Raw genomic sequence first — 24,601 nt, 5'->3', positions numbered from 1 at the left:
TGCGTCCGCAGGCGCTCGATTTCGGCGCTTTCGCCCGGTCCCGCTCGCAGCGGATCCGGGTGCCTATGGTCGACTGAGCGAATCGGGAGGCCTCGTTGCGGTTGAATGCTCAAGCTTACACAAAAGACGCTTTCCGCGAGGTGAAAGACAGTCTGGATCGGCCCGCCTGAAGTCTTCACAAAACGCCCGATGACCGATCGTCTGCCCGCTTGGGTGCGGCGGCGCAGCGGGTGTTTCGTGACCGACCGTCAGGCAACCGGCTCCGAGCGCCGCGCCTCTTCCAGAAGGAGACGTTCGTCCTCGGCGCGCTTGAGCGCCTCGCGGGCGGCATCCGCCTGGCGCTGGCGGTTCCACAAAGCGGCGTAGACGCCGCTGCGCGCGAGCAGGCTCGTGTGATCGCCCCGCTCGACGACGCGACCCTGATCGAGCACGAGGATCTCGTCGGCGTTGATGACGGTCGAGAGTCGGTGCGCGATCACCAGCGTGGTGCGGCCCTGGCTGACCCGGTCGAGGGCCGTCTGGATCTCGCGCTCGGTGAACGAGTCCAGCGCCGAGGTGGCCTCGTCGAGCACAAGGATCGGCGGCCCCTTCAGGATGGTGCGGGCGATCGCCACGCGCTGCTTCTCGCCGCCCGAGAGCTTGAGCCCGCGCTCGCCCACGGGCGTGTCGTAGCCCTCCGGCAGGCTCTCGATGAAACGGTCGATCTGGGCAAGGCGGGCGGCCTCGCGCACCTCGGCCTCGGTCGCGTCCCAGCGCCCGTACCGGATGTTGTAGCCGATCGTGTCGTTGAACAGCACCGTGTCCTGCGGGACCATGCCGATCGCAGCGCGCAAGCTGTCCTGGCGGACGGCGGTGATGTCCTGGCCGTCGATGGTGATGCGGCCGGCTCCCGGCTCATAGAAGCGGAAGAGAAGGCGCGACAGCGTGGATTTGCCCGCCCCCGAGGGGCCGACGATGGCCACGGTCTTCCCGGCCGGCACCTCGAACGAGACGGCGCGCAGGATCGGCCGCTCGGGGATGTAGGCAAAGCGCACGTCCTCGAAGCGCACCGTGCCGGCCTCCACCTTGAGCGGGGCCGCGCCCGCGCGGTCGGCGATCTCCGGGTTGCGGTGGAGGATCAGGAACATGTCGTCGATGTCGATCAACGCCTGTTTGATCTCTCGGTAGATCATGCCCATGAAGTTCAGGGGCATCGAGAGCTGCACCAGCATCGTGTTGACGAGCACGAAACCGCCGATGGTGGTGTTGCCCGCCATGATATCGCGGGCGGCCAGGAGCATCACCGCCGTCATGCCGAGCGTGAAGATGACCGCCTGTCCGGCATTGAGCACGGCGAGCGAGACGTAGGTTTGCGTCGACGCCTTCTCGTAACGCTCCATCGACGCATCGTAGCGTTCGGTCTCGCGCCGCTCGGCACCGAAATACTTTACCGTCTCGAAGTTCAGCAGCGAATCGACCGCCTTGGTGTTGGCCTCGGTATCCGAGTTGTTCATCCGGCGGCGGATGCCGATGCGCCACTCGGTCGCCTTCCAAGTGAAGCCGAGATAGCTGGCGATCATCGTCGCCACGACCACCGAGTAGAGCCAGTCGAACTCGTAGGCGAGGATGACCATCACGAGGACCAGTTCGACGATGGTCGGCACCAGCGTCAGCACCATCAGGCGCGACAATTCCTCGATGCCGGAGCGGCCGCGTTCCAGCACGCGGGTGAGGCCGCCGGTTTTGCGCTCCAGGTGGAAGCGCAGGGACAGGCGGTGCATGTGCTCGAAGGTCTGGAGGGCGAGCTTGCGCACGGCGTGCATCGCGACCTTGGCGAACAGCCCGTCGCGGACCTGCGTCAGCCCGGCCATGGCGATCCGCGACAGGCCGTAGAGGGCGATCAGGAGGAAGGGCGCCGAGAGGAGCCCCGCCGGCACCGCAGCGGCGGCCTCCCCGGCGCCGTCCTTGGAGCCGATGGCCGCGACCAGGGCGTCGGTGGCCCATTTGAAGGTGAAGGGCATCACCATCGTCGCGGCCTTGGCGACGAACAGGAGGCCGAAGGCGAGGAAGACCCGGCGCTGAAGATCGACGCGGCCGTGGGGCCAGAGATAGGGCCAGAGCCGGCGATAGGTCGTCAGCAGGCCAGGGCGATCGAGGGGCGCGGACGCGCCCTCCCCCGCCGGCACGGGTGCATTTGCCATAATGAGGTTCGAAGAGATCTTTCGGCGCGAGGCGGCCGTCGCGAGGCGCATATAGGCGCTCGCACCGGATCGCGCATCCTGCGCGCGCGCCGACCTCCCGCCCGCTCCGTCAGGTTCGGCGGTCCGATCCGCTTCGGGCGGACGGCGTGCTCGGCGAGGACTCGTTCTTCGGCAGAACGAACATCTGACCCGGATAAATTCGATTCGGGTCGCGGATCTGATCCTGGTTGGCGTCGTAGATCACGGTGTAGCGGTTGCCACGGCCATAGGTGCGCCGGCTGATTTGCCACAGGCTGTCGCCGCGCGTGATCCGGGCGGTGGCCACCTCCGGCACGAACACGGCGCCCGCACCGGTCCCATCCGGACGGGGCGGCGAGAGCGCGGCGGCTCTGCCATCCGCTGCCGGCGCCGGTGTCGATGCGGCCAGCGACGGGGTGCCGGCCGCCGCCGGACGCTCCGGCTCGGAGCCAGCCGCGCCGCTTGCCCTGGATGGGGGAGCCGTGGGGCTCGGTGCGGTCCCCATTTCCCCGGCTTTAAGCTTCGGCGCAGGCTGCGCCGGGCCACCCGCCACGGGCTGATCCGTCGCGGTCGCGGGCGTCTGGGATGCCGATCGCGCCCGGCCGGATGCCGTCTGGGTGTTCGGCGCAGGCTCTGCCGTCGCAGCGGACTTGCCCGCCGCCGTGGCTGCCTTTTTCTCGGCCGGGCTGTTGTCAGCGTAGCGTGTCGACGGGACGTTGTCGGGATAGGCGAAGGCGACCTCGGCGCGGGCCTTGACCGTTCCGCCCCCCGAATCGACGGAATCGACACGGATGCGGTAGGCACCGGGCTTCACCCCGCGCCCGATCGTGAACGCCACTCGCCCGTCGGCTCCGGATTGTCCCGAGGCGACCATGGTGTCGTTGAGGTAGAGGCGCAGGCTGCTCCACGCCGTCGTCTGACCGGTGACGTGGAGGCGCCCGCCCTCCTGCGCATCGACGCTGACGATGCGGAGGGCACCTGCCCCGGATGCCGCCTTGCCGGCCGGTGCGTCCGCCCCACGGCTCTGCGTGGTTGCCTGCCGGCTCGTTGCAGCCGTCTTGCCGGCCCCCCGCGATCCGTCGGCTGCTCTCGGCTCAGGCGTGGCCCGGTCGGGCGTTTCGGCGGCCACGGTGGCCGGCGGCTTGCCCGAAGCCTCCGGCGCGTCGGGTTGGGACAGAACCCGCGTCGGCGCGTCCGGGGCCGTGAGGGCGATCAGCGGCTTGGTGTTGCGCGTCTCGGCCACCACGACGGTCACGCTCTCACGCCCCGGCAGCGGCTTTCCGTCGGGGCCGCTGGCGCGCAGGGCAATTTCGCTCGAGCCCGGCGGCAAGTCCGGCGGCGTCAGGGCGAATTGCCCGGCGGCGTCGGCCTGAGCGCTGGCGAAGGGTTTTCCGTCACGCATCAATTCGACACGGCTGTTCGGTGCCGCGCGCCCGGCGATCACGCTCGCTCCGTCGGGCTCGACGCGCACGATGTCGAAGGTCGGCGTACCGTCATCCGCGCGCGGCCGTGCATTGGCCGCACTCGGTTCTTCCTGCCCGATCCCCTCTTGCGAGAGGGCTCCGAGGGCGGCATGAGGGGAATCCGATGCGGGCGCCTGGCCCGCGCGGTCGCCGGTCTCCGTCTCGGCCGAAGGCTTGTCCGGCGTGGCCGGTGTTTCGGCAGAAGGATTGACCGCCGCGTTGCGCTTGAGAAGCTCTCCGGTCCCGAACAACGCGACCACCATGGCGAAGCCGCCGAGCAGGCCCGCAGCCGCGAGGACGATGCTTCGCCGTACCTCAGCCGTCATGGCCGCCTACTCCTGTACGCTTCGGGCCGCCGCGGGTGCGCACGATGTGCCGCCGATTGTCGACAACCCGTCTAAATCCGGTGACATATTAACGAACATGAGAAGAACACCAAAGCTCGAACACGGCCGTGCCGTCGTTTCCTCGGCAAACTCAGCATTCTGTCGCTTGGATAAAGGCACGGCTCTATCCCGCCGTCGCGGCCGGGGAGACGCGTGATGGCGCATCTTACCTCCGTCTGCGTCTATTGCGGATCCGGCTTCGGCGGGGATCCGGCCTTCGCCGACGCCGCCCGGCGGCTCGGCACCGCGTTGGCCCATGAGGGGATCAAGCTCGTCTATGGCGGCGGCAATGTCGGCCTCATGGGCACCGTCGCGAGTGCGACGCTCGACGCGGGCGGCCACGTCACCGGCATCATCCCGGACTTCCTGAAGTCGCGCGAGCGCATGCTCGACGCGGTGCAAGAGACGATCGTCGTCTCTGACATGCACACTCGCAAGCGGCTGATGTTCGACCGCGCCGACGCCTTCGTCGCCCTGCCCGGCGGCATCGGCACGCTGGAGGAACTGGTCGAACAGCTCACCTGGGCCCAGCTCGGCCAGCACCGCAAGCCGATCCTGCTGCTCTCGGTGAACGGCTTTTGGGATCCGCTTATTACCCTGATCGACCACATGCGCGCCCACGGCTTCATCCGTGAGGGACTCGACCTGAACTACCTCGTCGGCGAGGATCCCGACCTTGTCGTGGAAACGCTGCGCGAGGTTCTGGCCCGGGTCGAGCCGGCGCCGCTGGCGGACGAACTGATCGAGAAGCGCTTCTGATGACAGCCACGATCGAGCCCGGACAGACCATCGCCGGCGAGCACCAGGGCGAGCATTACGGGACGGTGCTGGCGCGCCTCTCGCGCAATGCCGCCGTCCAGCGCTACTTGGAAGTCGGCGTTGCCTTCGGCGACATCTTCTCGGGCATCGCCTGCCGTCACGGCATCGCCGTCGATCCCGAGTTCCAGCTCAAGACCAACATCGCGGCCAACAAAGCCCGGGTCTCGCTGTTTCAGGTGATGAGCGATGTGTTCTTCGCCAACCTGAGCCTGCGCCGCCACGTCGGCGGCCGGATCGATCTCGCCTTTCTCGACGGCATGCACCTGTTCGAATTCCTGCTGCGGGATTTTTTCAACACGGAAGCGATCTGCCGGCGGGATTCAATCATCGTGATGCACGACTGCCTGCCGGTGGCCGAGCCGATGGCCGACCGTGACCCGATGCAGGCCGGCATCCGCGGGCGCGGCACTCCGTTCGCGGACTGGTGGACCGGCGACGTCTGGAAGATCGTGCCGATCCTGAAGCGCTACCGGCCGGATCTCGACGTGATGCTCGTGGACGCCGCGCCCACCGGCCTCGTGATCGTCACCGGCCTCGATCCGTCCTCGCGCACGCTCAAGACGAACTACGACGCGATCGTCGAGGAGTTCTCGCGGCTGCCTAATACGGCTGCCGAGATCGCGCAGGTCTATGCCGAGCACCCCATCGTGCCGACGACCGAAGCGCTGCGCCGCCTGAGCGGGCGTTCCTACGCTCATCGCGGCGGCTGGTTGCAGCGGCTGAAGGGCTGATTCGCTCCCGCGCGATCAACGCGGAAGCAGGTCGCCGAGCCTACGCGATGTGAGCGCCGCGAGGCCATCCCTGAGGATCGGGCGGCCCCTCAGCCCGCCACCGTCCAGGTGGTGGTGCCGTCCTTGTTGTCCTTCACGCTCACGCCCATGGCGGTGAGCGCGTCGCGCACCCGGTCGGAGGCGGCCCAGTCCTTCGCGGAGCGGGCGGTCTTGCGCTCGGCGATCAGCGCCTCGACCCGCGCCACGTCGATACCGGCCGCGCCGACCCGCTCCGCTTCGCGCTTCGCCTGGGTCACGGCCAGGAAGCCCATCGATCCCGCGCCGGCCCTGAGCGCCGAGGGGCTGGTGCCGGCAAGGCGATGCAGTTCGCCGAGGGCCGCGGGCGTGTTCAGGTCGTCGCAAAGCGCCTCGATCACGCCTTCGGGCGGCGCCGCGTCGGGGACTGCCTCGCCTGCCGCCTCGTACCAGCGGTCCAGCATCCGGCTCGATTCCTCGAGGCCGCGCACGGTCCAGTCGATCGGCTGGCGGTAGTGGGTCTTGAGCATGTTGAGGCGCACGACCTCGCCCGGCCAATCCTTCAGCACCTGGCGGATGGTGATGAAGTTGCCGAGCGATTTCGACATCTTCTCCCCCTCGACCTGCAGGAAGCCGTTGTGGAGCCAGACATTGGCCATCACGTCGGTGCCGAAGCAGCAGCGCGACTGCGCCACCTCGTTCTCGTGGTGAGGGAAGATCAGGTCGAGGCCGCCGGCATGGATGTCGAAGGTTTCGCCCAGATGCTTCCACGACATGGCCGAGCACTCGATGTGCCAGCCGGGCCGGCCCGCCGCGTCGATCCCGCAGGGTGAGGGCCAGGCCGGTTCGCCCGGTTTCGAGGGCTTCCACAGCACGAAGTCGAGCGGCGAGCGCTTGTAGGGGGCGACCTCGACGCGGGCGCCCGATTCCATCTCGTCGAGCGGGCGCTTCGAGAGCGCGCCGTAATCGGGCATGGAAGGCACGTCGAACAGGACGTGCCCTTCCGCCACGTAGGCGTGGCCGGTCGCGACCAGCCCCTCGATCAGCCGGTGCATCTCGGCGATGTGGTCGGTCGCCCGCGGCTCGATGAACCGCGCCGGCTCGCCCGCGCAATTCACATCGTCGGCCATCAGCACGCCCAGATCGCCGACGTCCCGGTGGAACTGCGCCAGCGTTCCGTCGGTGAGTTCGCGGATGGTGATGCCGCGCTCCAGCGCGCGGGCGTTGATCTTGTCGTCCACGTCCGTGACGTTGCGGGCATAGGTGACGTGGCCCGGCCCGTAGAGGTGGCGCAGCAACCGGAATAGCAGGTCGAAGACGATGATCGGCCGCGCGTTGCCGATATGCGCCGCGTCGTAGACCGTCGGCCCGCAGGCATACATCCGCACGTTCGCCGGATCGATCGGAACGAAGGCCGCCTTCTCGCGGGTCAGCGTGTTGTAGAGGCGCAACATCGGCGTCATCGACTGCGTTCCTGCCGGGCTCGCCCGGCCTCCCCTGCGGCCTGTGCCGCCCTCGTCGTTTGTCGTTGCGGCTCAGCATCTTCCGCCGGCCGTCCCATGGCAGCGAACGGCACCGCTGCCACAGTGTCGCCGGAGCTGCCGGCTGCCGCTGTTGCACTGCCGCGACGGTCGCCACGCCAGGGTTGGGCTACCGCAAAACCGTGATGAATTCGAGCGGGGCGGCGGATCTGCCCTCCCTCAACCGACCGTAAGCGGACCGGCAAGGATTTGTTTACCGCGCCGTCCGAACACTCCGTACTCGAACGAACCCGTTCACAAGGTTTTCACCATGCGCCGCACGGTCGCCGCCCTCTTCGTCCTCGCCACCGCTGCCCTCCCGGCCATCGCCGGCAGTGAGCCTGCGCCCAAGAATGTCGAGAAGACGTTCCTGATCCCGGCCGAAGACGGCTACGGCGTCGGCGAGTGCCTCAGCGGCGGCCCGAGCGAGTGCGGGCAGGTCGTTGCCAACGCCTGGTGCGAGTCGCAGGGCTTTGCCAGCGCCGCCGATTACGGTGTCGCCGCGCAGGACGAGTACACCGGTGCCATCGGCGACGCCGCTCCGGTGAAGAGCACCCCGCGCCCGGTGCGCATCACCTGCCAGGATTGATTCGGCGGACGCCTTACTTCACGAACTCCGCGCATTTCGGCGGCGGCTCGGTTCCCCACGGAGCGAGCGGCACGGCGGAGGTGGAGTTCTTGGGCGAGCCCTGAACCACTTTGTCGGAATAGACCATGTAGATCAGGGTGTTGCGTTTAAGGTCACAGCCCCGCACGATCTGCATCGATTTGAAGATCAGCGAGCGGCGCTCGCTGAACACAACCTCGCCCTGCTTCACCTTGTCCTTGAACTGGACCGGGCCGACCTGCCGGCAGGCGAGCGAGATGTCCGAGACATCTTCCGCCATCCCGAACGTTCCCTTGATGCCGCCCTTCTCGGGTTGGGTGTACCAGCAGGCGATGCCTGCCACGGCCGGATCGTCGATGCCGTAGACCACGAGCTTGTCGTTGGGTGTGAGCGGCCGCCAGACCGTCGACTTGTCGAAGATCCGGTCGGGCTCTTGTGCCCGGGCCGGGGCGGATGCTGCGAAAGAGGCGACGAGGGCTGCGACGCCCGCGACGAGGCAGGCCGCTACCGGCCGGCCGCTCCCATTGGTGCCCGTGAGCCACATCATCCACGCAATCCCCTCAAAGCTTGGCCTCAAAGACATGGTGTCTCTGTCCCGAAAGGGCGAGGGGCTCTAACACATGTCGGTGATCGCTTGTGCCGCTTCGTGCGGCCCGGCATCCTCACGTGACCTCCCCCCGCGACCTCCTGCTCGAGATTCCCAGCATCCGCACATGCCGATGATCGGACCGCAGTTTCGCCGCGTGATCGGCGCCGTGCTCGCCGCGCTTCCCCTTGCCGGAGCTTCGCCGGCTACGGCCGCGCCGGATGTCTGGGCCTGCCAGCGCTACCGGACGGAACTCGCCAACCTCAACGCCAGCGCCTCGACGGCGTCGGCCCTCCAGAGCGAGGTCGCGCGTCTCGAGGCCTACTATCGCAGCCTCAACTGCGAGGGCGGCAAGTTCCTGTTCTTCGATACGCGGCCCCCGCAATGCGGCGCCGTCGAAGCGCGGATCCGTTCGCTCAACGCCACCTATGGCGGTGGGGATGGCGAGGTCGTCGCCGCCCGCCGTCGGCAGTTGGTCGCCGCCGTGTCGAGCGCCTGCACCGGCTTGATTCCCGGCGAAGGCCAGGAGAGCCCCGGCGGCGGCCAGACGGCCCGCGGCGGTCCGCAGGTGATCTGCGTGAAGACCTGCGACGGCTCTTATTTCCCGATGGGCAACCTGCCGGACGGTCGCGGCGGGGCCGACGAAATGTGCCAGGCGCTCTGCCCCGGCACGGAAGCGGTCGCCTACTCGATGCCCCACGGCGACGACGCCTTGAAGTACGCCGCCACGCTCAAGGGCAGCCGCGCCTATACGGCGTTGCCGACCGCCTTCAAGTTCCGCAAGAGCTTCACCGCCGACTGCTCCTGCAAGCAGGAGGGCCAGACCTGGGCACAGTCGCTCGTGAAGGCCGAGAGCATGTTGGTGCGGCACAAGGGCGACATCTTCGTCACCCCGATGACGGCGGAGAAGCTCTCGCGCGCCCCCAAGGTCCGCCTGACCCTGGTCGGCCGAGCCGACCGGACCGCGGCGGGCCTCGCGGCCGACGCCGCCAACCGCGAGGGCGCCCTGGCTCCGGCCGCGAAGGACGCCGCCGAGCAGACGGGCTCGACCGGCGAGAGCCGTAGCGCCATTCGGGTCATCGTGCCGAGCTTGCTTCCACCCCCGGCCCTGACTCCCATTCCCTGACATCCCCTCTGTCGGGTGCAAAGCCCGGCCTCGTCGTTCGAAGCGCCGCCCACGAAGCGCCTGCCTCGGCCGGTCGCCATCGGACGTCGGCGCGATCGGGAACCAATTCGGCCCGACCGTGTTCGGAACCGCCGATTGTGTTTTACGAGGCCGACTTCATGCGGATGACCCGCTCGCTGCTCCTTGCCGGCACCATGTTGCCCGCACTCGTCCTGTCCGATCTGTCCACGGCACGGTCTCTCGGCGACGCCGGGCGGATCGAGTTGGCGCAGCGCGAGGATGCCGGCGAGGGACCACGCGGTGGTGGACGCGGACCGGCTGGACCCGGTGGTCCCGGCCCGGCGGAGCGCGGCGGCGTCGAGCGCGGCGGCCCGCTGGCCAGAGAGCCGGCAAGGGAGAGGCCGGACCGACCCGAACGCCCGGAGCGGCCCGAGCCGCGCCAAGCGCCCGCAGCCCGCGAGCGGCCCGAACCCGCCGAGAGGCCGGCACGTCCCGAGCGTCCGGCGGCGCAGGAGCGTCAAGAGCGGCCCGAGCGCCAGGAGCGTCCTGATCGCCAAGAACGTCAAGAGCGTCCTGATCGTCAGGAGCGCCCGGACCGGCCCGAGCGCGCGACACCGCCCCAGCGACCTGATCGATCCGAGGAGCGGCCCGCTGCGCCTGCGTCCCGCGAGCGGGCGCCGGACCGCGATGCACCCGCACGGCGCGAAGCGCCCGAACGCGAGACGCCGGCCCGGCGCGAAAGCCCGGAGCGGCCCGACCGTGATGGCCAGGACCGTCCGGGCCGTCCTGCCGGTCGCGAGGCCGATCGCCCCGACAGCGCCCCGACCCAGCGCCGGGCTCCGAGCGCTCCGACGCCGCCCAATGCGGACCGGCCGGAGCAGCCGACACCACCATCGGCTCCGAACCCGGCGCAGCCGAATACCCCGCCGAACCAGCGGCCGGGTGTTCCGGGCCGTCCGGCGACGCCGAATGTGCAGCAGCCCAACCGCCCGGATCAGCCGAACGCACCTTCCGCGACCCAGCCCGACGGCGCGCGGGAGGCGCCCGGCGGTCGCACACCGCCGAATCAGCAGCCGGGCGTCCCCGGCCGCCCGGTGGCACCGAACCAGCAGCCCGGTGTTCCCGGTCGCCCGGTTCAAGCCCCCGGCACGCCGCCCGACGCTACCGCCCCGGCCCAGCCCGGCGCTGTCGTGCCCGGTCAGACTGTTCCCGGCCAGCCGGCGCCCGGCGCGCAGCCGGATCTGCGCCAACCCGGCCAGCCCGGCGGTCGGCCGGATCCGCGCGGCTTCGATGACCGTCGCGACGACGACCGTCGCGGTGACCGCTACGATCGCCGTGACGGTGATCGCCGCGACGACAGCCGTTTCGATGACCGCCGGGGCGATCGTCGCGAGCGCTTCAACGTACCCGGCACGCCGGCCTACGTTCCCGGCGGCTTCCGCGACGACGACTATCGCGGCCGCGACTACGACACGATCCGCCGCGACCGTCGCGAGTACGATGTCGATGGCCGGACCTATTACCGGGAGCCCGGTCGCATCATCGTGCGCGACCGCGACACCACGTTCATCCGCCACGACGAGAACGAGCGCTTCCGCACCATCTACGGCGACCGCGGCTATCGCAGCGAGCGGCGCGGCGGCGAAATCTACAGCTACGTCGACAGCCCGGCGGGTGGCCAGATCATCACCGTCGTGGACGATGACGGCCGGCTCCTGCGCCGTTCCCGGCGCTACCGCGACGGTCGCGAGGTGGTGATCATCAACAACGCCTATGGCGGTGCACCCCGGCCGATCTACGAGGACGTGGTGGAGCTGCCCCCGCCCGATATCCGCATCCCGCGCGACCGCTACGTGGTCGATTACGAGCAGGCGGATCCCCGCGCCGTCTACGAGGCGCTCTCGGCCCCACCGGTGCAGAAGCTCGATCGGCGCTACACGCTCGATCAGGTGCGCTACAGTCCGCAACTCCGTGCGCGGATGCCGTCGGTGGACATCAACACGATCACCTTCGACACCGGCTCCTTCACTGTCACGCCCGATCAGGCCAAGCGCCTCTCGACCATTGCCGAGGCGATCAACCGGACGATCAAGGACAATCCGCAGGAGGTGTTCCTAATCGAGGGCTACACCGATGCGGTCGGCTCGGACATCGACAACCTCTCGCTCTCCGATCGCCGGGCGCAGTCGGTCGCTGCGGTGCTGACGCAGAACTTCCAGGTGCCGCCGGAGAACCTCACCACGCAGGGCTACGGCGAGCAGTACCTGAAGGTGAACACCCAGGAGGCTAGCCGTGAGAACCGCCGCGTCACCGTCCGCCGCATCACCCCGCTGCTCCAGCAGCAGACAGAGGGGCAACAGCCCCCGGCACCGCGTTAATCGAGGCTCTTGACCCTCCCCCACCTGCGGCGCAGGTGAGGGAGGGTTACGCGTGAGCAACACGGGACGGCGATGGCGGACGACAGCGACCGGTTCATCGAGGCCGGGACGCCGACCTTTCGCCGGGCGACGCTCGCCTTGTTCGCGGCGGGCTTCTCCACCTTCGCGGTGCTCTACGGCGTTCAGCCGCTGATGCCGATCTTTCACGACACCTTTGCGGTGTCACCGGCCGAGAGCAGCCTCGCGCTGTCTCTGCCCTGCGCCACGCTCGCGATCTCGCTGCTGATCGTCAGCCCGCTCTCCGAGGTGTGGGGGCGCAAGCGGGTGATGGCGGTCTCGCTGTTCGCCTCGGCCCTTCTTACCATCGGCGCGGTGCTGATGCCGAGCTGGCACGGCTTCCTCGTGCTGCGGGCGCTCACCGGCATCGCCGCGAGCGGCCTGCCCGCCGTCGCCATGGCCTATCTCAGCGAGGAGATGCACGGTCGCGCCATCGGCCTGTCGATGGGGCTGCTCATCGGCGGAAACGCGCTCGGCGGTATGGTCGGGCGGCTGCTGGCGGGCGTGATCGCGGACCACGCCTCCTGGCGCTGGGGCCTCGGCATCATCGGCGTGCTGGCGCTGTTCGCGGCCCTCGCCTTCCAGTTCGCACTGCCGCCCTCGCGGCACTTCCTCGCCCACCGGATGCGCTGGCGCGAGGTGCCCGGCACCTTCACCCACCATTTCCGCGATGCCGGCCTGCCCTGGCTGTTCCTCGAGCCGTTCCTGCTGATGGGCGGCTTCGTCTGCGTCTACAACTACATCGGTTTCCGCCTGCTCGATCCGCCCTTCTCACTGAGCCAGACGGTGATCGGCCTGATCTTCATCGTCTACCTCGCGGGCACGGCCAGTTCGGCCATCACCGGCCACATCGCCGGGGTGCTGGGGCGGCGCAAGGTGCTGTGGCTGGCGATCCTGCTCGGGATCGGCGGGATCGCCCTGACGCTGGCGGACAACCTCGTCCTCATCATCGCTGGCATCGTCGTCGTCACGGTCAGCTTCTTCGGCGCGCATTCGGTGGCGTCGAGCTGGGTCGGGCGCCGAGCCTTGAGCGACCGGGCGCAGGCCTCCGCGATCTATCTCTGCATGTATTATCTCGGCTCGTCCCTGCTCGGCACGGCGGGCGGCTGGTTCTTCCTGCATCACGGCTGGCCCGGCGTCGCGGGCTTCTTCGGCAGTCTCTACGTGGCGGCTTTGCTCATCGCGCTTCGCCTGACACGGCTCGCGCCGCTCCCGCCCACGGGCGGCTGACGTTGGGCGACGTCGATACGCTCGGGCGACGCGATTGAATTTCGGGCGGCGCGCTCGCTATCCTGGCAGCGGAGTGGGAGAGCGCGACATGGCCAGCGTCAGCACGTGCCTGTGGTTCGACAAGGACGCGGAGGCGGCTGTCCGCCTTTACGTCTCGCTCGTGCCCGGTTCGCGGATCGATTACACCCAGCGCGCGCCCGGCCCTTGGCCGGGCGGCGAGACCGGCGAGCCGATCCTGATCGTCTTCACCCTGGGCGGGCAGAGCTTCCAGGCGCTGAACGGCGGCATGTCCGTCGATTACGGAACCGCCGCCTCCATCTCGGTCTCGTGCCGGGATCAGGCCGAGGTCGACCGCCTGTGGGCGGCGCTCACGGCCGAGGGCGGCGCGGAGATCGCCTGCGGCTGGCTGCGTGACCGCTGGGGCGTGCCCTGGCAGATCGTTCCGGAGAGGCTGCCGCGCCTCCTTGCCGATCCCGATCCGACGGTGGCCGCCCGCGTCTTCACCGCCATGCAGGGAATGGTGAACCTCGATGTCGCGGCTCTCGAACGCGCTGCGGCCGGGGCAGATCAGGCGCCATGAGCCCACCGCTGAGCCACGACGCCCACACCGCGAGCCAGTTCGGCCGCCGCGCCGCCGATTACGTCGCGAGCGCCGTCCATGCCGCGGGCGAGGATCTCGCGGCTTTGGCCCGCTTCGGCGCCCTCCCCCATGCGAACGTGCTCGATCTCGGCTGCGGCGGCGGCCACGTCACCTACGCGGTGGCCCCGCAGGTCCGCTCCGTCACCGCGCTCGACCTATCGCAGGCCATGCTCGACGCGGTGACGGCGGAAGCACAGCGGCGCGGGTTGGCAAACGTCGCCACGCGGCAGGCCAGCGTCGAGGCGCTGCCCTTCGCCGATGCAATCTTCGATTGCGTGCTCTCGCGCTACAGCGCCCACCATTGGGGCGATGTGCCCGCCGCCTTGCGGGAGGCACATCGCGTGCTGGCGCCCGGCGGGCGCCTCGGCCTCGTCGATGTCGTGCATCCCGGGCCGCCGCTGCTCGACACCCATCTCCAGGCCTGGGAGCTGTTGCGCGACCCCTCGCATGTGCGCGATTACGGCGAAGCGGAATGGCGCCGGATGCTGGCGGAGGCCGGCTTCGTCCCCGGTGCCGTCCGGCGCTGGCGCGTGCGCATGGAGTTTTCGTCGTGGGTCGCCCGGATGGGCACACCGGAGGCGAGCGTCGCCGCCATCCGCGCGCTTCAAACAGGCGCGCCGGAGCCCGTGCGCTTCCACTTCGGGGTGGAGGACGACGGCAGCTTCACCCTCGACGTCATGATGATCGAGGCCGAACCCGATGGGGTTTCGGACTAAGCCGCCTCGCCGGCCAGCCGCCGCACGGCGCGCTCGCGCCCGATCAGCGGCAGCAAAGCCGCGAGGTCCGGCCCGTGGTCGAGGCCGGTCAGCGCGAGGCGCAGCGGCATGAACAGGGCGCGGCCCTTGGCACCGGTCTCCGCCTTCACCGCGTCGGTCCAAGCCTTCCACGTGCCGGGGCCGAACGGCGCCTCCGGCAGGAGGCGGGCAGCCCTGGCGATGAAGTCGGGCTCGGCGATCACGGGGGTCACCGGCCCGTTCACCACCTGCCACCATTCGGTGGCGTCCGAGACGCGCCCGAGATTGGCCCGTACCGCCAGCCAGAAGGCTTCCGCCGCCTCCGCGGGGATACCGAGGGCGGCAAGCCGCCCGCGTACGTCCTCGAGCGGCATGTCGTGGACGAGGCGGGCGTTCATCCCGTCGAGTTCGGCTGGGTCGAACCGGGCCGGCGCGCGGGACAGGTGGGCGAGATCGACGAGGCTCGCCAGTTCGTCGAGCGAGGCGATCGGGCGCACGGCTTCGGCCGAGCCGGTCAGCACCGCGAGCGAGCGCACGGCGGCGGGCTCGTAGCCGGCCTCGCGCAGGGAGCGCAGCGACAGGTGGCCGAGGCGCTTCGACAGCCCCTCCCCGTCCGCGGTCGTCAGCAGGTTATGGTGACCGAAGGCGGGCACCTGCGCGCCGAGCGCTTCGAAGAGCTGCACTTGCACGCCGGTATTCGTCACATGATCTTCGCCGCGGATCACGTGGGTGACGCCGACCTCCGCGTCGTCCACCACCGATGGTAGCGTGTAGAGGTAGCTGCCGTCGGCCCGTACCAGAACCGGATCGGAGAGCGAGGCGCAATCGACGTGGCTCTCGCCCCGCACGAGGTCGTTCCAGGCCACGATCCGGTGGTCGAGCTTGAACCGCCAGTGCGGATGCCGGCCCTCGGCTTCCAGGGCGGCGCGCTCGGCCTCGGTCAGCGAGAGTGCCGCGCGGTCGTAGATCGGCGGCAGGCCGCGGCCGAGCTGGCGCTTGCGGCGGCGATCCAGCTCCTCCGGTGTCTCGTAGCAGGGATAGAGCCGCCCGGCCGCCTTCAGCCGTTTGGCCGCCGTGTCGTAGAGGGCGGTGCGATCGCTCTGGCGGAAGAACAGGTCGGGCTCGATGCCGAGCCAGCCGAGATCCTCGGCCACGGCGGTGGCGAATTCCTCCGTCGAGCGCTCCCGGTCGGTGTCGTCGAGGCGCAGCAGGAAGCGCCCGCCCTCGCGGCGCGCGAACAGCGCGTTCAGCAGCGCCGGCCGGGCATTGCCGATATGCAGGAAGCCGGTCGGCGAGGGGGCGAAGCGGACGAGGGGGGAAGCGGCCATGCTGCCGCCTTACCCAATTTTCTTGGGCATCGCACCGTCCACGCGCAGTCGCGGCATCAGTTCTTCGGCTCCGCCCCGTGCTCGGTCCGACCGAAGATCCAGTCGCGCGCTGCCTTCACCCAGGCCGGCTGGCCCTCGCGGCCGTCGCCGACCACCACCGTCGCGGTCATGCCCGCCACCAGGGTCACTTCCGGCGGCACATGGTCGATGCGGATGCGCACCGGCACCCTTTGGGCCAGCCGCACCCAGGTATAGACCGGATCGACGTTCGGCAGCCCTTGCGTGCTCGTCGCGGCGTTGGCGGTCGAGATGCCGAGCGTCAGGCTCTCGACCGTGCCCTTCAGCGAGGCGCCGTACCCCATCAACGCCATCTCGGTGGAGGCGCCGACGCGGATATGCGCCATCTTGGTCTCTTCGAAGTAGCCGTCGATCCAGAAGGAATCGGTGTCGATCACCCGTGCGTTGGCGGTGCCGGTCTGCGCGTAGTCGCCGATGCGCAGGAGCAGGTTGGTGACGCGCCCGTTCACGGTCGAGCGCACCTGCGTGCGTTCGAGATTCTTCTTCGCCTGCGAAAGCTGCGACTTGGCGGTCTCCAGCGCCGCCTCGGCGATCTTGGCGGTGCCCGCGTATTGCTGCTTCTCCTCGACCGAGGTCGAGACCGTCGAGAGCGCGGCGCGCCGGGCCGACTGCGCCTGCTTCACCGAGAGGTCGGCCTCGCGGTTCTTGATCTCGGCCTCGGCCGAGACCACCGCCTCCTGATAGTCGAACGGGTCGATGACGTAGAGGACGTCGCCCTTCTTCACCTCCTGGTTGTCGGTGACCCGCAGCTCGATAATGGTGCCGGCCACCTGCGGGGCGATGTTGGCCACCTGGACGCGGACCCGCCCGTCGCGGGTCCAGGGCGCGGTCACGTAGAACTGCCAGACGATCGTGGCTGCCACTGCCGCGAAGGCGAGGACGAGGCCGGTAGCGGCCAGCCTCAGCAGGCGTGCTCCTCGCCGACGCCGCCTGATCGGGGTTGCCTCGGCCAGGCTCCGCCCTTTGCGCGGCTCGTCGGACTGCACCTCGCTGGTCGGGATGTGATCCTGTTGCGGGCGATCGGCCAGCCCGTCGTCGTCGCGTTTCACAGGAGCACCACCACGAGCGCGAGAAGGCAGACGTAGATCCCCGCTTCCGCCAGAGGCGGGTTGGCGACGAAGCGCCCGAACCGGATCCATCGAAACACGACCCGCAGTGCCACCAGCAGCGCGAAGGCGATCAGCGCGTAGGCGACGAAGGGCGAGATCAGGATTCCGCCGATGGCGAGGTCGTGCTGCATGGGGAACGTCAGGAACCGGGAAGGGAGAGGCGCCGGAAGAAACGCGCGTGCCGCCCGATAACGCGCGAGGCCGTCGCGAGGTCGGTGGCGGCGCGTGCGATCTGCATGCGCACGGTGCGGTCCTGCACGCGTGCCTCGACGATCAACGCCCGCGCCGCTCGGTCGAGACCGGGCGAGCCGGCGGCGGCGAGCGCCTCGCGCGCCTGACCAATCAGCGGAGCGAGACCGGATACCTCGCTCAACGGGCGCAGTTGGGCGTGCGCGCGCGCGGCGGCGGACTCCAGCTGCGCCACGGCGAAGGCATGGTGCAGGCTTGCCCGGCGGACCGCGCCGCTGCCGGAATTCCAGGCCGTGAATTGGTACAATCGGTCGGCATTGAGGCTGGTACGCGTGGTGGCGTCGCCCCCCTCCCCCGCGAGCGCTTCGGCGAGGTCTTCACGGGCCTCTTCAAGCGCGAAGGCACGGTGCTGCGAGGCGGAAATTGGCAGGACGAGGCGGATCGTCAGGAACAGGATCACCGCCGCGAAGACGACCAGCAGCGCGTTCACGAGGAAGGTTTGCGGATCGTAGGATTGCGGGTTCTCCGGCGCCAGCAGCACCGGCGTGAACACGAGGGTGATGAAGCCGATGGTGAAGCTCGGCGGGTGGAGTGAGACGAGGCAGCCGAAGAAGACCGGCGGCGCCATGGCGATGGCGAGCAGGGGAAAGCCCTGGTTGCCGTTGAGCATCACGAACAGGATGAGCCCGGCGCAGAGGGCGGCCAGCGGCATGCCGATCAGGACGCCCTGCGCGAACTTGCGCGGATCGGGCGTGACCGAGGACAGGGAGCAGGTCGCCGCGACCTGAACCAGCGCGAAGGAGGATTGCGGTAGCCCGAGCAGGATGAACAGGCCGGCGGCAAGGCCGAACGCGATCATCACGCGCAACGCCGCCCGCAGGGCGACCTGAAAGTCGCGATGGGTCGGCAGGGCGATGTTGCGCAGGGGCTCGTGGCCGTCCGAGAGGGCGCGCACCCCGTCCTCGGCGAAGGTCGCGGCGTTGACGACGTCCAGAGCGCGCTGGAGCGCCATGATCTCGTCGAGGGCGGCGCCGGGATTGCACATCCCGGCATCCACGAGGTCGCGCAGCCGCGCGCCGTCGCGGGCCAGCGCCTCGGGGGCCCCTCCCTCGCCCTCCGAGACCGCGCGCAGGGCGAGCGCGTGCGCCTCCCGCACCCGCGGGCCGGGTTCGGCGGTGCGGCTCATCGCGGCCGCGAGCGCCCGGCTCGCTGCGGCCAGGACGTAGAGCGCGGCGATGGCGCTGCGGGCACCCGCGGCGCGGTGCACGCCGTCGTCGAGTTCGCCCGCAATGGCGCTGGCGTCACCCCGCATCGGTGCGATCTGCCGGATCAGGGCGGCGGTGCGCTCGGGTCCGGGATCGCCCTGCGTCAGGCTCTCGCGGGCAAAGGCCTTGGCCGCCGCATGGGCTGCGGCGAGGCGCGGGAGCAAGGCACGCCACGTGCTCGGCGAGGCGAGCGCATCGTTGATGAAGGTGATCGCGACGATGCCGACGGCGATCGCGGCGACGCGGCCGATGGCGGCATCGAACACCGTTTGCGGCGCATCGATATGCGCGACCGCGATGATCGCCACGGTGTAGCCGGAGAGCATCGCCCCGTAGGCACGGGTATCCTGCAGGAATTGCGCGGCGAAGACGCAGAGGCCGAGCCAGCAGGCGAAGCTGACGAGCAGGAGCACGCGATCCTGCCCAAACAGGGCAATCAACACGATGCCGACGATGCCGCCGACGACGGTGCCGAGGAAGCGGTAGCCGGCCTTCGACAGGGCTTGGCCGCGCTTCGGTTGTGCGAGGATGCCGACGCAGACCGCGGCCGAGGAGGCGCTGTCGAGCTGGAGCCAGAACGCGGCGTAGAGCGCCAGCATCATGGCGAGCCAGATCCGGATGGCGAAAGCCCAGGCGGTCGGCTTGGGCACCCAACGGTCGAGGGTGTCGATCAGGCGCTCGCCGAGGCCGGCGCCGCCGATCCGCTGCGCCGCCTCGCTCACCGCGCCGTCTCGATGCCGGTTGTCAGTTCCTGCCGCTGATCCCGCGCTTGGCGCGCGACCCGCATCTGCCACAGGCAGAGCAGCGGCGTGACGACGAGTTCGAGACTGAGCGCCGCCAGCATGGTCAGCGACGGCACGCCGGTGAGAGCGAGCCCGAGCAGCCGCGCCATCCCGCCGAGCAGCACGACGAGGGTGAGGAAGCGGAACAGCCGCGACTTGTCCTCGATGCCGGGCACGCAGGTGAAGAACAGGATGCCGATACCGGTCAGCAGGCCCGAGAGGTAACGGAAATGGCTGTCGGCCGAGACGTTGACCAGCGTGCCGCCGCCGATGCCGTCGATGCCGAACAGCACGCCGTAGAGCCCCGCCAGGACGGGGACGATGGCGACGACCGCCACCGTGCGCTGCAGGATGCGGCGTTCACGCTCCATATCGGTGCGGCTCTCGCTTTTCGAGTGAATGCGATCCCGCGCGGAACCGGTCATCTGCTTCCGCGCAGGAGCCCGTGGGGACGGGTCGGCGAGGCAACACGGCCAAGGCCGTTCGGTTCACGCGGGGCTCGGCTCGAAAATTTGCAGAGCCCTGCTGCCGTCGCGTCAGGCCTTCTGTTCCTTCAGGCGTTTGACGCACTTGCTATAATACTGCGGCCACTTCGGCCCTTGAGCTGCCTTCTCGGTGGCAGAAAGCGCGCGCCACTCGGCGCCGCACTTCTTCTGCCGCTCGCGCGCAGCAGATTGGGCCACACTCTGCTCCTTGCCCGTCTCCTTACCGGTCTCTTTGGCCACCGCGGCCTGGGCTAAGAGGAGCGGCGCGGCCAGCAGGGCGGCTGCGAGGAGACGAGAGAGCATCGGGCGACTCCGGCGGGTTGGATTCGGCGGCTTCGCCGTTCACGCCGCATCACAGCCGCATCAAGGGCCAAAGAGCAAGCGCCCTCTACAACTTGCGCACGACTGAGCGCGAGCTTGGCCTTCGGCTTGAGCCGCCGGGCCGTTCCGCGCTACCTCGTGAACCGAGGATGGGCGCGGGCCCGCTTTTCCGGGATGCCAGCATGGCGGTCACGACGGCGCAGCCGATCGAACTCTACACCTGGAGCACGCCGAACGGGTGGAAGATCCCGATCATGCTCGAAGAGTGCGGGCTGCCCTACCGGGTCGTACCGGTGAACATAGGCAAGGGCGAGCAGATGGCGCCCGACTTTCTCGGCATCTCCCCCAACAACAAGATCCCGGCCATCGTCGATCCGGACGGGCCGGGAGGCACGCCGATCTCGGTGTTCGAGTCGGGCGCGATCCTGCAATATCTCGGACGCAAGACCGGCTGCCTCTATCCGAGCGACGAGCGCGCCCGCACCGCAGTGGACGAGTGGCTGTTCTGGCAGGTCGGCGGACTTGGGCCCATGCTGGGGCAGGCCCACCATTTCCGCATCTACGCGCAAGAGAAGATCCCCTACGCCATCGATCGATTCACGGAGGAAGCCAAACGCCTCTACGGCGTCCTCGACCGGCGGCTTGCCGACCACGAATATCTGGCCGACGCGTACTCGATCGCCGACATCGCCGCGCTGACCTGGGCGAAGTTCCACGGCAAGCAGGGGATCGCGATCGAGGAACTGCCGAACGTCCGCCGCTGGCTCGACGCGCTGCTCGCCCGGCCGGCGGTGCAGCGCGGCCTCACCGCGATCTGACGCCGGGGGCATCCGAAAGGTCCGAGGCTTGCCGGCCAGGGCCTGTTTGTCCGCGGGCCGGCACACCTGCCGGGGAGCTTCAGGCCGGCCCGCGGGCCCGTCCTGGCGCCGGGGGTAGAGGCGAGGACAGGCTCCCCAATCTCGCCGACGATTGATGCTGCTTTGTGTCCGCCGGTGGCAGCGATCCCCCGTGATCGGGTTGCCTGCCGCCGCGTGCGGTGACGTCGTAGGTTCGCCGGAGAACCGCCCTCGAGGGGACGCGGCTTGCGGTCGCGACCGATCCGGCGCGGATTTCCCGCCCGATGCGGGCAGGCCTTTCGCATCGCCGGCCGTAAGCCGTTGCCGACGAACGATTTTACCCACCAAGCATTCGTTGATACAAAAATCAGAAGGCTTGGCGGCAAATTCCCGCTTGACGGCCTGTCAATACGGACGCAGTCTACATTCGTGCTTCGCATTCGCAAGCACATCGGCCAAGTAACCGCGTGATCTTCGCGTGGTTTGTTGACGAAAGCTGGAGGAGACAGGGATGACTCCACCGCAGCATGAAGCCGCAACGATAGTCTGAGAACCCGTTCGGTCTCGGATTGAGTGGCCCGCCACGAACACCGGACGGAAGCGGATCCCTAGGGGCGCAGAAGCGGCCGACACGGCACGACTTCGAACACGCATCAGCCCCACCTGCGGACCGCTTCCGCCGCGGTTTCTATCGTAAGTGCGAAGGTCTTCACCGTGCCGGCCGTCGAGGCTCGCGCGGATTTCAGCGCGGGCCGTGCCGTCGCAGCGAAGCCGTTCGGCTTGCAATGGCAGTGTGGGTTTGCCGGTCCGCCCTTGCGAGACTTCGGTCGTGCTCTGTGCGCGTCCGGCTGATGTTCGTCGCCGGTCTCGCGGCGACGAAACCGACCGCGCCCGGCTCGCCTACTTGCCCGACAGCAGCGGCGACCAAGTCGGGTCCGAGGCAAAGGACGGGGTCGGCACCGGCTGCTCCACCTTGCCGGTGATGTCGACCATGTAGAGCTTGCCGCCGCCCTGGCCGCCGGGATCGCGGAAGAACATCACGTATTGGCCGTTCGGCGCGAAGGTCGGGCTCTCGTTGTGGAAGCCTTCCGTCAGCACCCGCTCGCCCGAGCCGTCGGGCTTCATCACGCAGATGGCAAAGCCCCCCTTGCGCTGGCGGGTGAAGGCGATGAGGTCGCCGCGGGGCGACCAAGCCGGCTGCGAGGCCGAGCCTTCGCCGAAGGACAGTCGGCGCGGGTTCGAGCCGTCGGCGCCCATCACGTAGATCTGCTGCGAGCCACCGCGGTCGGATTCGAACACGATCTGGCTGCCGTCCGGCGCGTAGCTCGGCGAGGTGTCGATCGCGAGACCCTGCGTGACCGGTGTCTGTGCTTTCGAGGCGATGTCGACGGTGACGATGTCGGCGTTGCCCCCCTGCTGCACGCTCATCACGAGGCGGCGCCCGTCCGGCGAGAAGCGCGGGCTCGCGCTCATCGAGGCGAAGTTGCCGACCGTCTGGCGCTTGCCGGTCTCCAGATCGATCATCTGGACCTTCGGTTGCTGGCCCGTCGCCTGGGTCATGAAGGCGATGTCCTGCCCCGCCGGCGAGTAGCGCGGCGCCACCACCGAGACGTCGCCGCTCCCGGTCAGCGCGCGGACGTTGGCGCCGTCTTGATCCATCACCATCAGGCGCTTGCGGCGGTTCTCCTTCGGACCCGACTCGTCGACATAGGCGACGCGGCTGTCGAACCAGGCCCCGAGGCCGGTGACCTTGGTGTAAACCGCATCCGACACGAGATGGCCGGTGCGGCGGGCATTGGCGACGTCGGTGCCGTATTGCTGGCCCGTGATCTGCTGACCCGAGGCCACGTCCCACAGGCGGAAGGCGACGGTCAGCCGGCCCGACCCGTCACGCCCGACCCGGCCGGTCACCAGCGCCTGGACGCCCGCGCCCTTCCAGGCCTCGAAGTTCGGCGCTGCGTCGAAGCTCGGATTCTCGGGGAAGCGCCCCTTCTCCAGCGGCGTGAAGTAGCCGGAGCGGCGCAGGTTGTTCGTGATGACGCTGGCGACCAGCGTTCCGAGGCTGGCATCACCGGCGAAGTCGGCGATGGCGATCGGCATCGGCTGGAAGGCGCCGCTGCCGATGCGGAGCTGAAGCTGCGCCTGCGCCGGAGTCGCGGCGGGCAGCGCCAGGGCAAGGACGCCGAGCGCGGCCGCGAAGGCCGGCAGAAGGGCGCGCCGGGTAAAGGCTGTTCCAGGCATGGGACAAGTCCAGGTCGTTCGGGGAATGCGAGAAAGAAAGGCCGATGACGCGGTGGATCGGCGGGTCGAGCCGGCGGATCACACGGGCGAGAACTCGAACTCGGCGTTGATGGCCTTCCAGTCGTTGTAATACGGCGCGTACTGGGCCGGGATCTTGAAGGGCGCGCAGCGCCGCACCGCCCGCAGCGCGGCCTGTGCAATCGACTGATCGACCGAGTTGTTGCCCGCGCGCATGACTCGCGGCTCCGTCGTGAGCGAACCGTCCGCATTGAGGCGGATGTCGAGCATCGGCAGCACCACGCCCTGCGTCGCGCCGGGCGGCGCCGAGTAGCACCGCTCGATCTGCTGTTGCAGCATGCCGACGAGGGCGTCGCGCAAGGACGGCGAAAGCCGCTGGGCGGTGCCGGAAGCGGCGCCGAGCGAGGCCGTGCGCTGGACCTCACGGCCGGTCGAGCCGGTCGATTGCGAGGCAGCGCGGGTCTGCGTCTCGCGGCTGTCGCCAGGGCTGGCCCTGTTGGCGAGTTCCGCCTGCTGGCGCGCCTTGGCCTCGGCATCGGCCTTCGCCCTGGCGTCGGCCATCGCCTTGGCTTTTGCTTTCGCGGCGGCTTCGGCTTTTGCCTTCGCCTCGGCATCCGCCTTGGCTTTAGCTTCGGCGACCTGCTTGCGGTGCTCGGCCTCGGCTTCCGCCTTTGCCGCCGCTTCGGCCTTGGCCTTCGCTTCAGCCTTGGCTTCGGCTTCCGCCTCGGCCTTCGCTTCTGCTTTGGCCTTGGCGTCGGCCTTCGCCTTGGCCTCGGCGCGCGCCTTGGCCTTCGCCTCGGCCGCCTTGGCGGCGGCTTCCGCCTCGGCCTGCTCGCGCTCGACCAGCTTCTGCAACTCGTCGCGCTTTTCGGCCTCCGCCTTTGCGACGGCTTTCGCTTCGGCCGCCTTGGCAGCCTCGGCCTTTGCCGCCTCGGCCTTGGCGGCGGCATCCGCCTTCGCTTTGACCTCGGCCTTAGCCTTCGCCTCGGCGGCTTTGGCCACAGCCGCCTTCTCGGCTTCGGCCTTGGCGGCCTCCGCCTTGGCCGCGGCGGCTTCCGCCTCCTCCTTCACCGGGTCGGCGGAGTCGGCACGCAGCGGCATCGCATCGACGGCGGCGAGGCGGGTATCGGCGGTTCGGGTGGGGGCTGCGGGTGCGTCGGTCTTGGCGTTCTCGGGCTCGCGCTGCTCGTGCTTCTCCGCCACGCGATCGGCGCGGTTCGGGGTGTTCTCGGGCTTCTCCGCGTTGCGCTCGCCGCGGGTCAATTCGGAGAATTGCTGCTCGGTCAGCACCTCGACCGGCACGCCTTCCTGCGCGTCCGGCATGGCCGGTGCGGCGACGGCGAACAGGGCGGCGCCCAGCACGGCAGCATGGGCCGCGGCCGAGATCCAGACGCCGGGTTCGCGATTTCGGAAAGGCTCGGTGAGTGAATTGGGCCAGCGCAGAGCCACGGTGCCTTGC

At 69.3% G+C, this 24,601-nt stretch carries 21 protein-coding genes; 9 read left to right on the top strand and 12 right to left on the bottom strand.

Features of this window, described 5'->3' with window-relative positions; genetic code table 11:
* Positions 1–248 precede the first annotated feature (248 nt).
* Both MKK50_RS16890 and MKK50_RS16885 read right to left on the bottom strand, forming a co-directional pair.
* The gene (locus tag MKK50_RS16890; protein WP_499023955.1) at positions 249–2,180 is read right to left on the bottom strand and encodes an ABCB family ABC transporter ATP-binding protein/permease; all 1,932 of its coding nucleotides are present in this window, start codon (positions 2,178–2,180) and stop codon (positions 249–251) included.
* 109 nt (positions 2,181–2,289) lie between these two features.
* Positions 2,290–3,987: a LysM peptidoglycan-binding domain-containing protein gene (locus tag MKK50_RS16885; protein ID WP_499023954.1), complete on the bottom strand. Its 1,698-nt coding sequence runs from the start codon at positions 3,985–3,987 to the stop codon at positions 2,290–2,292.
* A 216-nt stretch (positions 3,988–4,203) separates the two neighbouring features.
* Between MKK50_RS16885 and MKK50_RS16880 the strand changes: the two genes are divergently transcribed.
* Positions 4,204–4,806: an LOG family protein gene (locus tag MKK50_RS16880; RefSeq protein WP_253368388.1), complete on the top strand. Its 603-nt coding sequence runs from the start codon at positions 4,204–4,206 to the stop codon at positions 4,804–4,806.
* A complete protein-coding gene (locus MKK50_RS16875) occupies positions 4,806–5,597 on the top strand; it encodes a class I SAM-dependent methyltransferase (protein WP_499023952.1) in 792 nt (263 codons plus the stop codon). Before MKK50_RS16880 ends, MKK50_RS16875 begins: the two co-directional genes overlap by 1 nt.
* An 89-nt stretch (positions 5,598–5,686) precedes the next feature.
* Here the strand turns inward: MKK50_RS16875 and cysS are convergent, their stop codons facing one another.
* The gene (cysS, locus tag MKK50_RS16870) at positions 5,687–7,075 is read right to left on the bottom strand and encodes a cysteine--tRNA ligase (protein WP_499023949.1); all 1,389 of its coding nucleotides are present in this window, start codon (positions 7,073–7,075) and stop codon (positions 5,687–5,689) included.
* A 328-nt stretch (positions 7,076–7,403) separates the two neighbouring features.
* Here cysS and MKK50_RS16865 point away from each other — a divergent pair, with 328 nt between their 5' ends.
* Positions 7,404–7,721: a hypothetical protein gene (locus MKK50_RS16865; protein WP_499023947.1), complete on the top strand. Its 318-nt coding sequence runs from the start codon at positions 7,404–7,406 to the stop codon at positions 7,719–7,721.
* A 13-nt stretch (positions 7,722–7,734) separates the two neighbouring features.
* On the opposite strand, the gene MKK50_RS16860 is transcribed toward MKK50_RS16865, so the two are convergent.
* Positions 7,735–8,286, bottom strand: a complete 552-nt coding sequence (locus MKK50_RS16860; protein WP_499023944.1) for a CreA family protein — start codon at positions 8,284–8,286, stop codon at positions 7,735–7,737.
* A 166-nt stretch (positions 8,287–8,452) separates the two neighbouring features.
* Between MKK50_RS16860 and MKK50_RS16855 the strand changes: the two genes are divergently transcribed.
* From MKK50_RS16855 to MKK50_RS16835, 5 genes are all read left to right on the top strand, one after another.
* Complete coding sequence (locus tag MKK50_RS16855; RefSeq protein ID WP_253368377.1) at positions 8,453–9,451, top strand: DUF2865 domain-containing protein; 999 nt, start codon at positions 8,453–8,455, stop codon at positions 9,449–9,451.
* A gap of 158 nt (positions 9,452–9,609) precedes the next feature.
* Positions 9,610–11,829, top strand: a complete 2,220-nt coding sequence (locus tag MKK50_RS16850) for an OmpA family protein (RefSeq protein ID WP_499024093.1) — start codon at positions 9,610–9,612, stop codon at positions 11,827–11,829.
* Positions 11,830–11,901: 72 nt separating this feature from the next.
* The gene (locus MKK50_RS16845; RefSeq protein WP_253368373.1) at positions 11,902–13,116 is read left to right on the top strand and encodes an MFS transporter; all 1,215 of its coding nucleotides are present in this window, start codon (positions 11,902–11,904) and stop codon (positions 13,114–13,116) included.
* An 88-nt stretch (positions 13,117–13,204) separates the two neighbouring features.
* A complete protein-coding gene (locus tag MKK50_RS16840) occupies positions 13,205–13,696 on the top strand; it encodes a VOC family protein (RefSeq protein WP_499023942.1) in 492 nt (163 codons plus the stop codon).
* Positions 13,693–14,472, top strand: a complete 780-nt coding sequence (locus MKK50_RS16835; RefSeq protein ID WP_499023940.1) for a class I SAM-dependent methyltransferase — start codon at positions 13,693–13,695, stop codon at positions 14,470–14,472. The genes MKK50_RS16840 and MKK50_RS16835 overlap by 4 nt, the downstream gene beginning before the upstream one ends.
* On the opposite strand, the gene gltX is transcribed toward MKK50_RS16835, so the two are convergent.
* The 6 genes from gltX to MKK50_RS16805 all read right to left on the bottom strand — a co-directional run bounded on the left by gltX (position 14,469) and on the right by MKK50_RS16805 (position 20,029).
* On the bottom strand, positions 14,469–15,818 hold the full coding sequence (gene gltX / locus MKK50_RS16830) for a glutamate--tRNA ligase (RefSeq protein WP_499023938.1): 1,350 nt from the start codon (positions 15,816–15,818) through the stop codon (positions 14,469–14,471). The two genes, MKK50_RS16835 and gltX, sit on opposite strands and share 4 nt — an antisense overlap.
* A gap of 56 nt (positions 15,819–15,874) precedes the next feature.
* Complete coding sequence (locus MKK50_RS16825) at positions 15,875–16,945, bottom strand: efflux RND transporter periplasmic adaptor subunit (RefSeq protein WP_499023936.1); 1,071 nt, start codon at positions 16,943–16,945, stop codon at positions 15,875–15,877.
* The gene (locus MKK50_RS16820) at positions 16,942–17,136 is read right to left on the bottom strand and encodes a DUF1656 domain-containing protein (RefSeq protein ID WP_253368363.1); all 195 of its coding nucleotides are present in this window, start codon (positions 17,134–17,136) and stop codon (positions 16,942–16,944) included. Before MKK50_RS16820 ends, MKK50_RS16825 begins: the two co-directional genes overlap by 4 nt.
* Before the next feature lie 8 nt (positions 17,137–17,144).
* Positions 17,145–19,181 (bottom strand): FUSC family protein, encoded by a 2,037-nt coding sequence (locus MKK50_RS16815; RefSeq protein WP_499023934.1) that lies wholly within the window; start codon positions 19,179–19,181, stop codon positions 17,145–17,147.
* Positions 19,178–19,612: a DUF4345 domain-containing protein gene (locus MKK50_RS16810; RefSeq protein ID WP_499023933.1), complete on the bottom strand. Its 435-nt coding sequence runs from the start codon at positions 19,610–19,612 to the stop codon at positions 19,178–19,180. Before MKK50_RS16810 ends, MKK50_RS16815 begins: the two co-directional genes overlap by 4 nt.
* A 165-nt stretch (positions 19,613–19,777) precedes the next feature.
* Entirely contained in the window at positions 19,778–20,029 is a 252-nt protein-coding gene (locus tag MKK50_RS16805) for a hypothetical protein (RefSeq protein WP_253368357.1), read from the bottom strand.
* 200 nt (positions 20,030–20,229) lie between these two features.
* Between MKK50_RS16805 and MKK50_RS16800 the strand changes: the two genes are divergently transcribed.
* The gene (locus MKK50_RS16800) at positions 20,230–20,865 is read left to right on the top strand and encodes a glutathione S-transferase N-terminal domain-containing protein (protein ID WP_253368355.1); all 636 of its coding nucleotides are present in this window, start codon (positions 20,230–20,232) and stop codon (positions 20,863–20,865) included.
* A 918-nt stretch (positions 20,866–21,783) separates the two neighbouring features.
* On the opposite strand, the gene tolB is transcribed toward MKK50_RS16800, so the two are convergent.
* Positions 21,784–23,124 carry a Tol-Pal system beta propeller repeat protein TolB gene (gene tolB, locus MKK50_RS16795; RefSeq protein ID WP_253368354.1) on the bottom strand — a complete coding sequence of 447 codons (1,341 nt, stop codon included), beginning with the start codon at positions 23,122–23,124 and terminating at the stop codon, positions 21,784–21,786.
* Positions 23,125–23,202: 78 nt separating this feature from the next.
* Complete coding sequence (gene tolA, locus MKK50_RS16790; protein WP_499023931.1) at positions 23,203–24,591, bottom strand: cell envelope integrity protein TolA; 1,389 nt, start codon at positions 24,589–24,591, stop codon at positions 23,203–23,205.
* Between the last annotated feature and the right edge of the window lie 10 nt (positions 24,592–24,601).

Source organism: Methylobacterium sp. J-043, from assembly GCF_022829505.1.
GTDB classification, from domain to species: domain Bacteria; phylum Pseudomonadota; class Alphaproteobacteria; order Rhizobiales; family Beijerinckiaceae; genus Methylobacterium; species Methylobacterium extorquens_A.
Note: the sequence above shows the minus strand (reverse complement) of the source record. Positions and strands in the feature narration are given on the sequence as shown.

What these genes read in the sequence shown, in the direction of transcription:
- MKK50_RS16835 (WP_499023940.1), top strand. Translation starts at nt 13,693, where the DNA reads ATGAGCCCACCGCTGAGCCACGACGCCCACACCGCGAGCCAGTTCGGC.
- MKK50_RS16800 (WP_253368355.1), top strand. Translation starts at nt 20,230, where the DNA reads ATGGCGGTCACGACGGCGCAGCCGATCGAACTCTACACCTGGAGCACG.
- gltX (WP_499023938.1), bottom strand. Translation starts at nt 15,818, where the DNA reads ATGGCCGCTTCCCCCCTCGTCCGCTTCGCCCCCTCGCCGACCGGCTTC.
- MKK50_RS16850 (WP_499024093.1), top strand. Translation starts at nt 9,610, where the DNA reads ATGCGGATGACCCGCTCGCTGCTCCTTGCCGGCACCATGTTGCCCGCA.
- MKK50_RS16880 (WP_253368388.1), top strand. Translation starts at nt 4,204, where the DNA reads ATGGCGCATCTTACCTCCGTCTGCGTCTATTGCGGATCCGGCTTCGGC.
- MKK50_RS16865 (WP_499023947.1), top strand. Translation starts at nt 7,404, where the DNA reads ATGCGCCGCACGGTCGCCGCCCTCTTCGTCCTCGCCACCGCTGCCCTC.
- MKK50_RS16840 (WP_499023942.1), top strand. Translation starts at nt 13,205, where the DNA reads ATGGCCAGCGTCAGCACGTGCCTGTGGTTCGACAAGGACGCGGAGGCG.
- MKK50_RS16885 (WP_499023954.1), bottom strand. Translation starts at nt 3,987, where the DNA reads ATGACGGCTGAGGTACGGCGAAGCATCGTCCTCGCGGCTGCGGGCCTG.
- MKK50_RS16875 (WP_499023952.1), top strand. Translation starts at nt 4,806, where the DNA reads ATGACAGCCACGATCGAGCCCGGACAGACCATCGCCGGCGAGCACCAG.
- MKK50_RS16810 (WP_499023933.1), bottom strand. Translation starts at nt 19,612, where the DNA reads ATGGAGCGTGAACGCCGCATCCTGCAGCGCACGGTGGCGGTCGTCGCC.
- MKK50_RS16860 (WP_499023944.1), bottom strand. Translation starts at nt 8,286, where the DNA reads ATGATGTGGCTCACGGGCACCAATGGGAGCGGCCGGCCGGTAGCGGCC.
- MKK50_RS16855 (WP_253368377.1), top strand. Translation starts at nt 8,453, where the DNA reads ATGCCGATGATCGGACCGCAGTTTCGCCGCGTGATCGGCGCCGTGCTC.
- tolB (WP_253368354.1), bottom strand. Translation starts at nt 23,124, where the DNA reads ATGCCTGGAACAGCCTTTACCCGGCGCGCCCTTCTGCCGGCCTTCGCG.
- MKK50_RS16890 (WP_499023955.1), bottom strand. Translation starts at nt 2,180, where the DNA reads ATGGCAAATGCACCCGTGCCGGCGGGGGAGGGCGCGTCCGCGCCCCTC.
- MKK50_RS16805 (WP_253368357.1), bottom strand. Translation starts at nt 20,029, where the DNA reads ATGCTCTCTCGTCTCCTCGCAGCCGCCCTGCTGGCCGCGCCGCTCCTC.
- MKK50_RS16820 (WP_253368363.1), bottom strand. Translation starts at nt 17,136, where the DNA reads ATGCAGCACGACCTCGCCATCGGCGGAATCCTGATCTCGCCCTTCGTC.
- cysS (WP_499023949.1), bottom strand. Translation starts at nt 7,075, where the DNA reads ATGACGCCGATGTTGCGCCTCTACAACACGCTGACCCGCGAGAAGGCG.
- MKK50_RS16845 (WP_253368373.1), top strand. Translation starts at nt 11,902, where the DNA reads ATGGCGGACGACAGCGACCGGTTCATCGAGGCCGGGACGCCGACCTTT.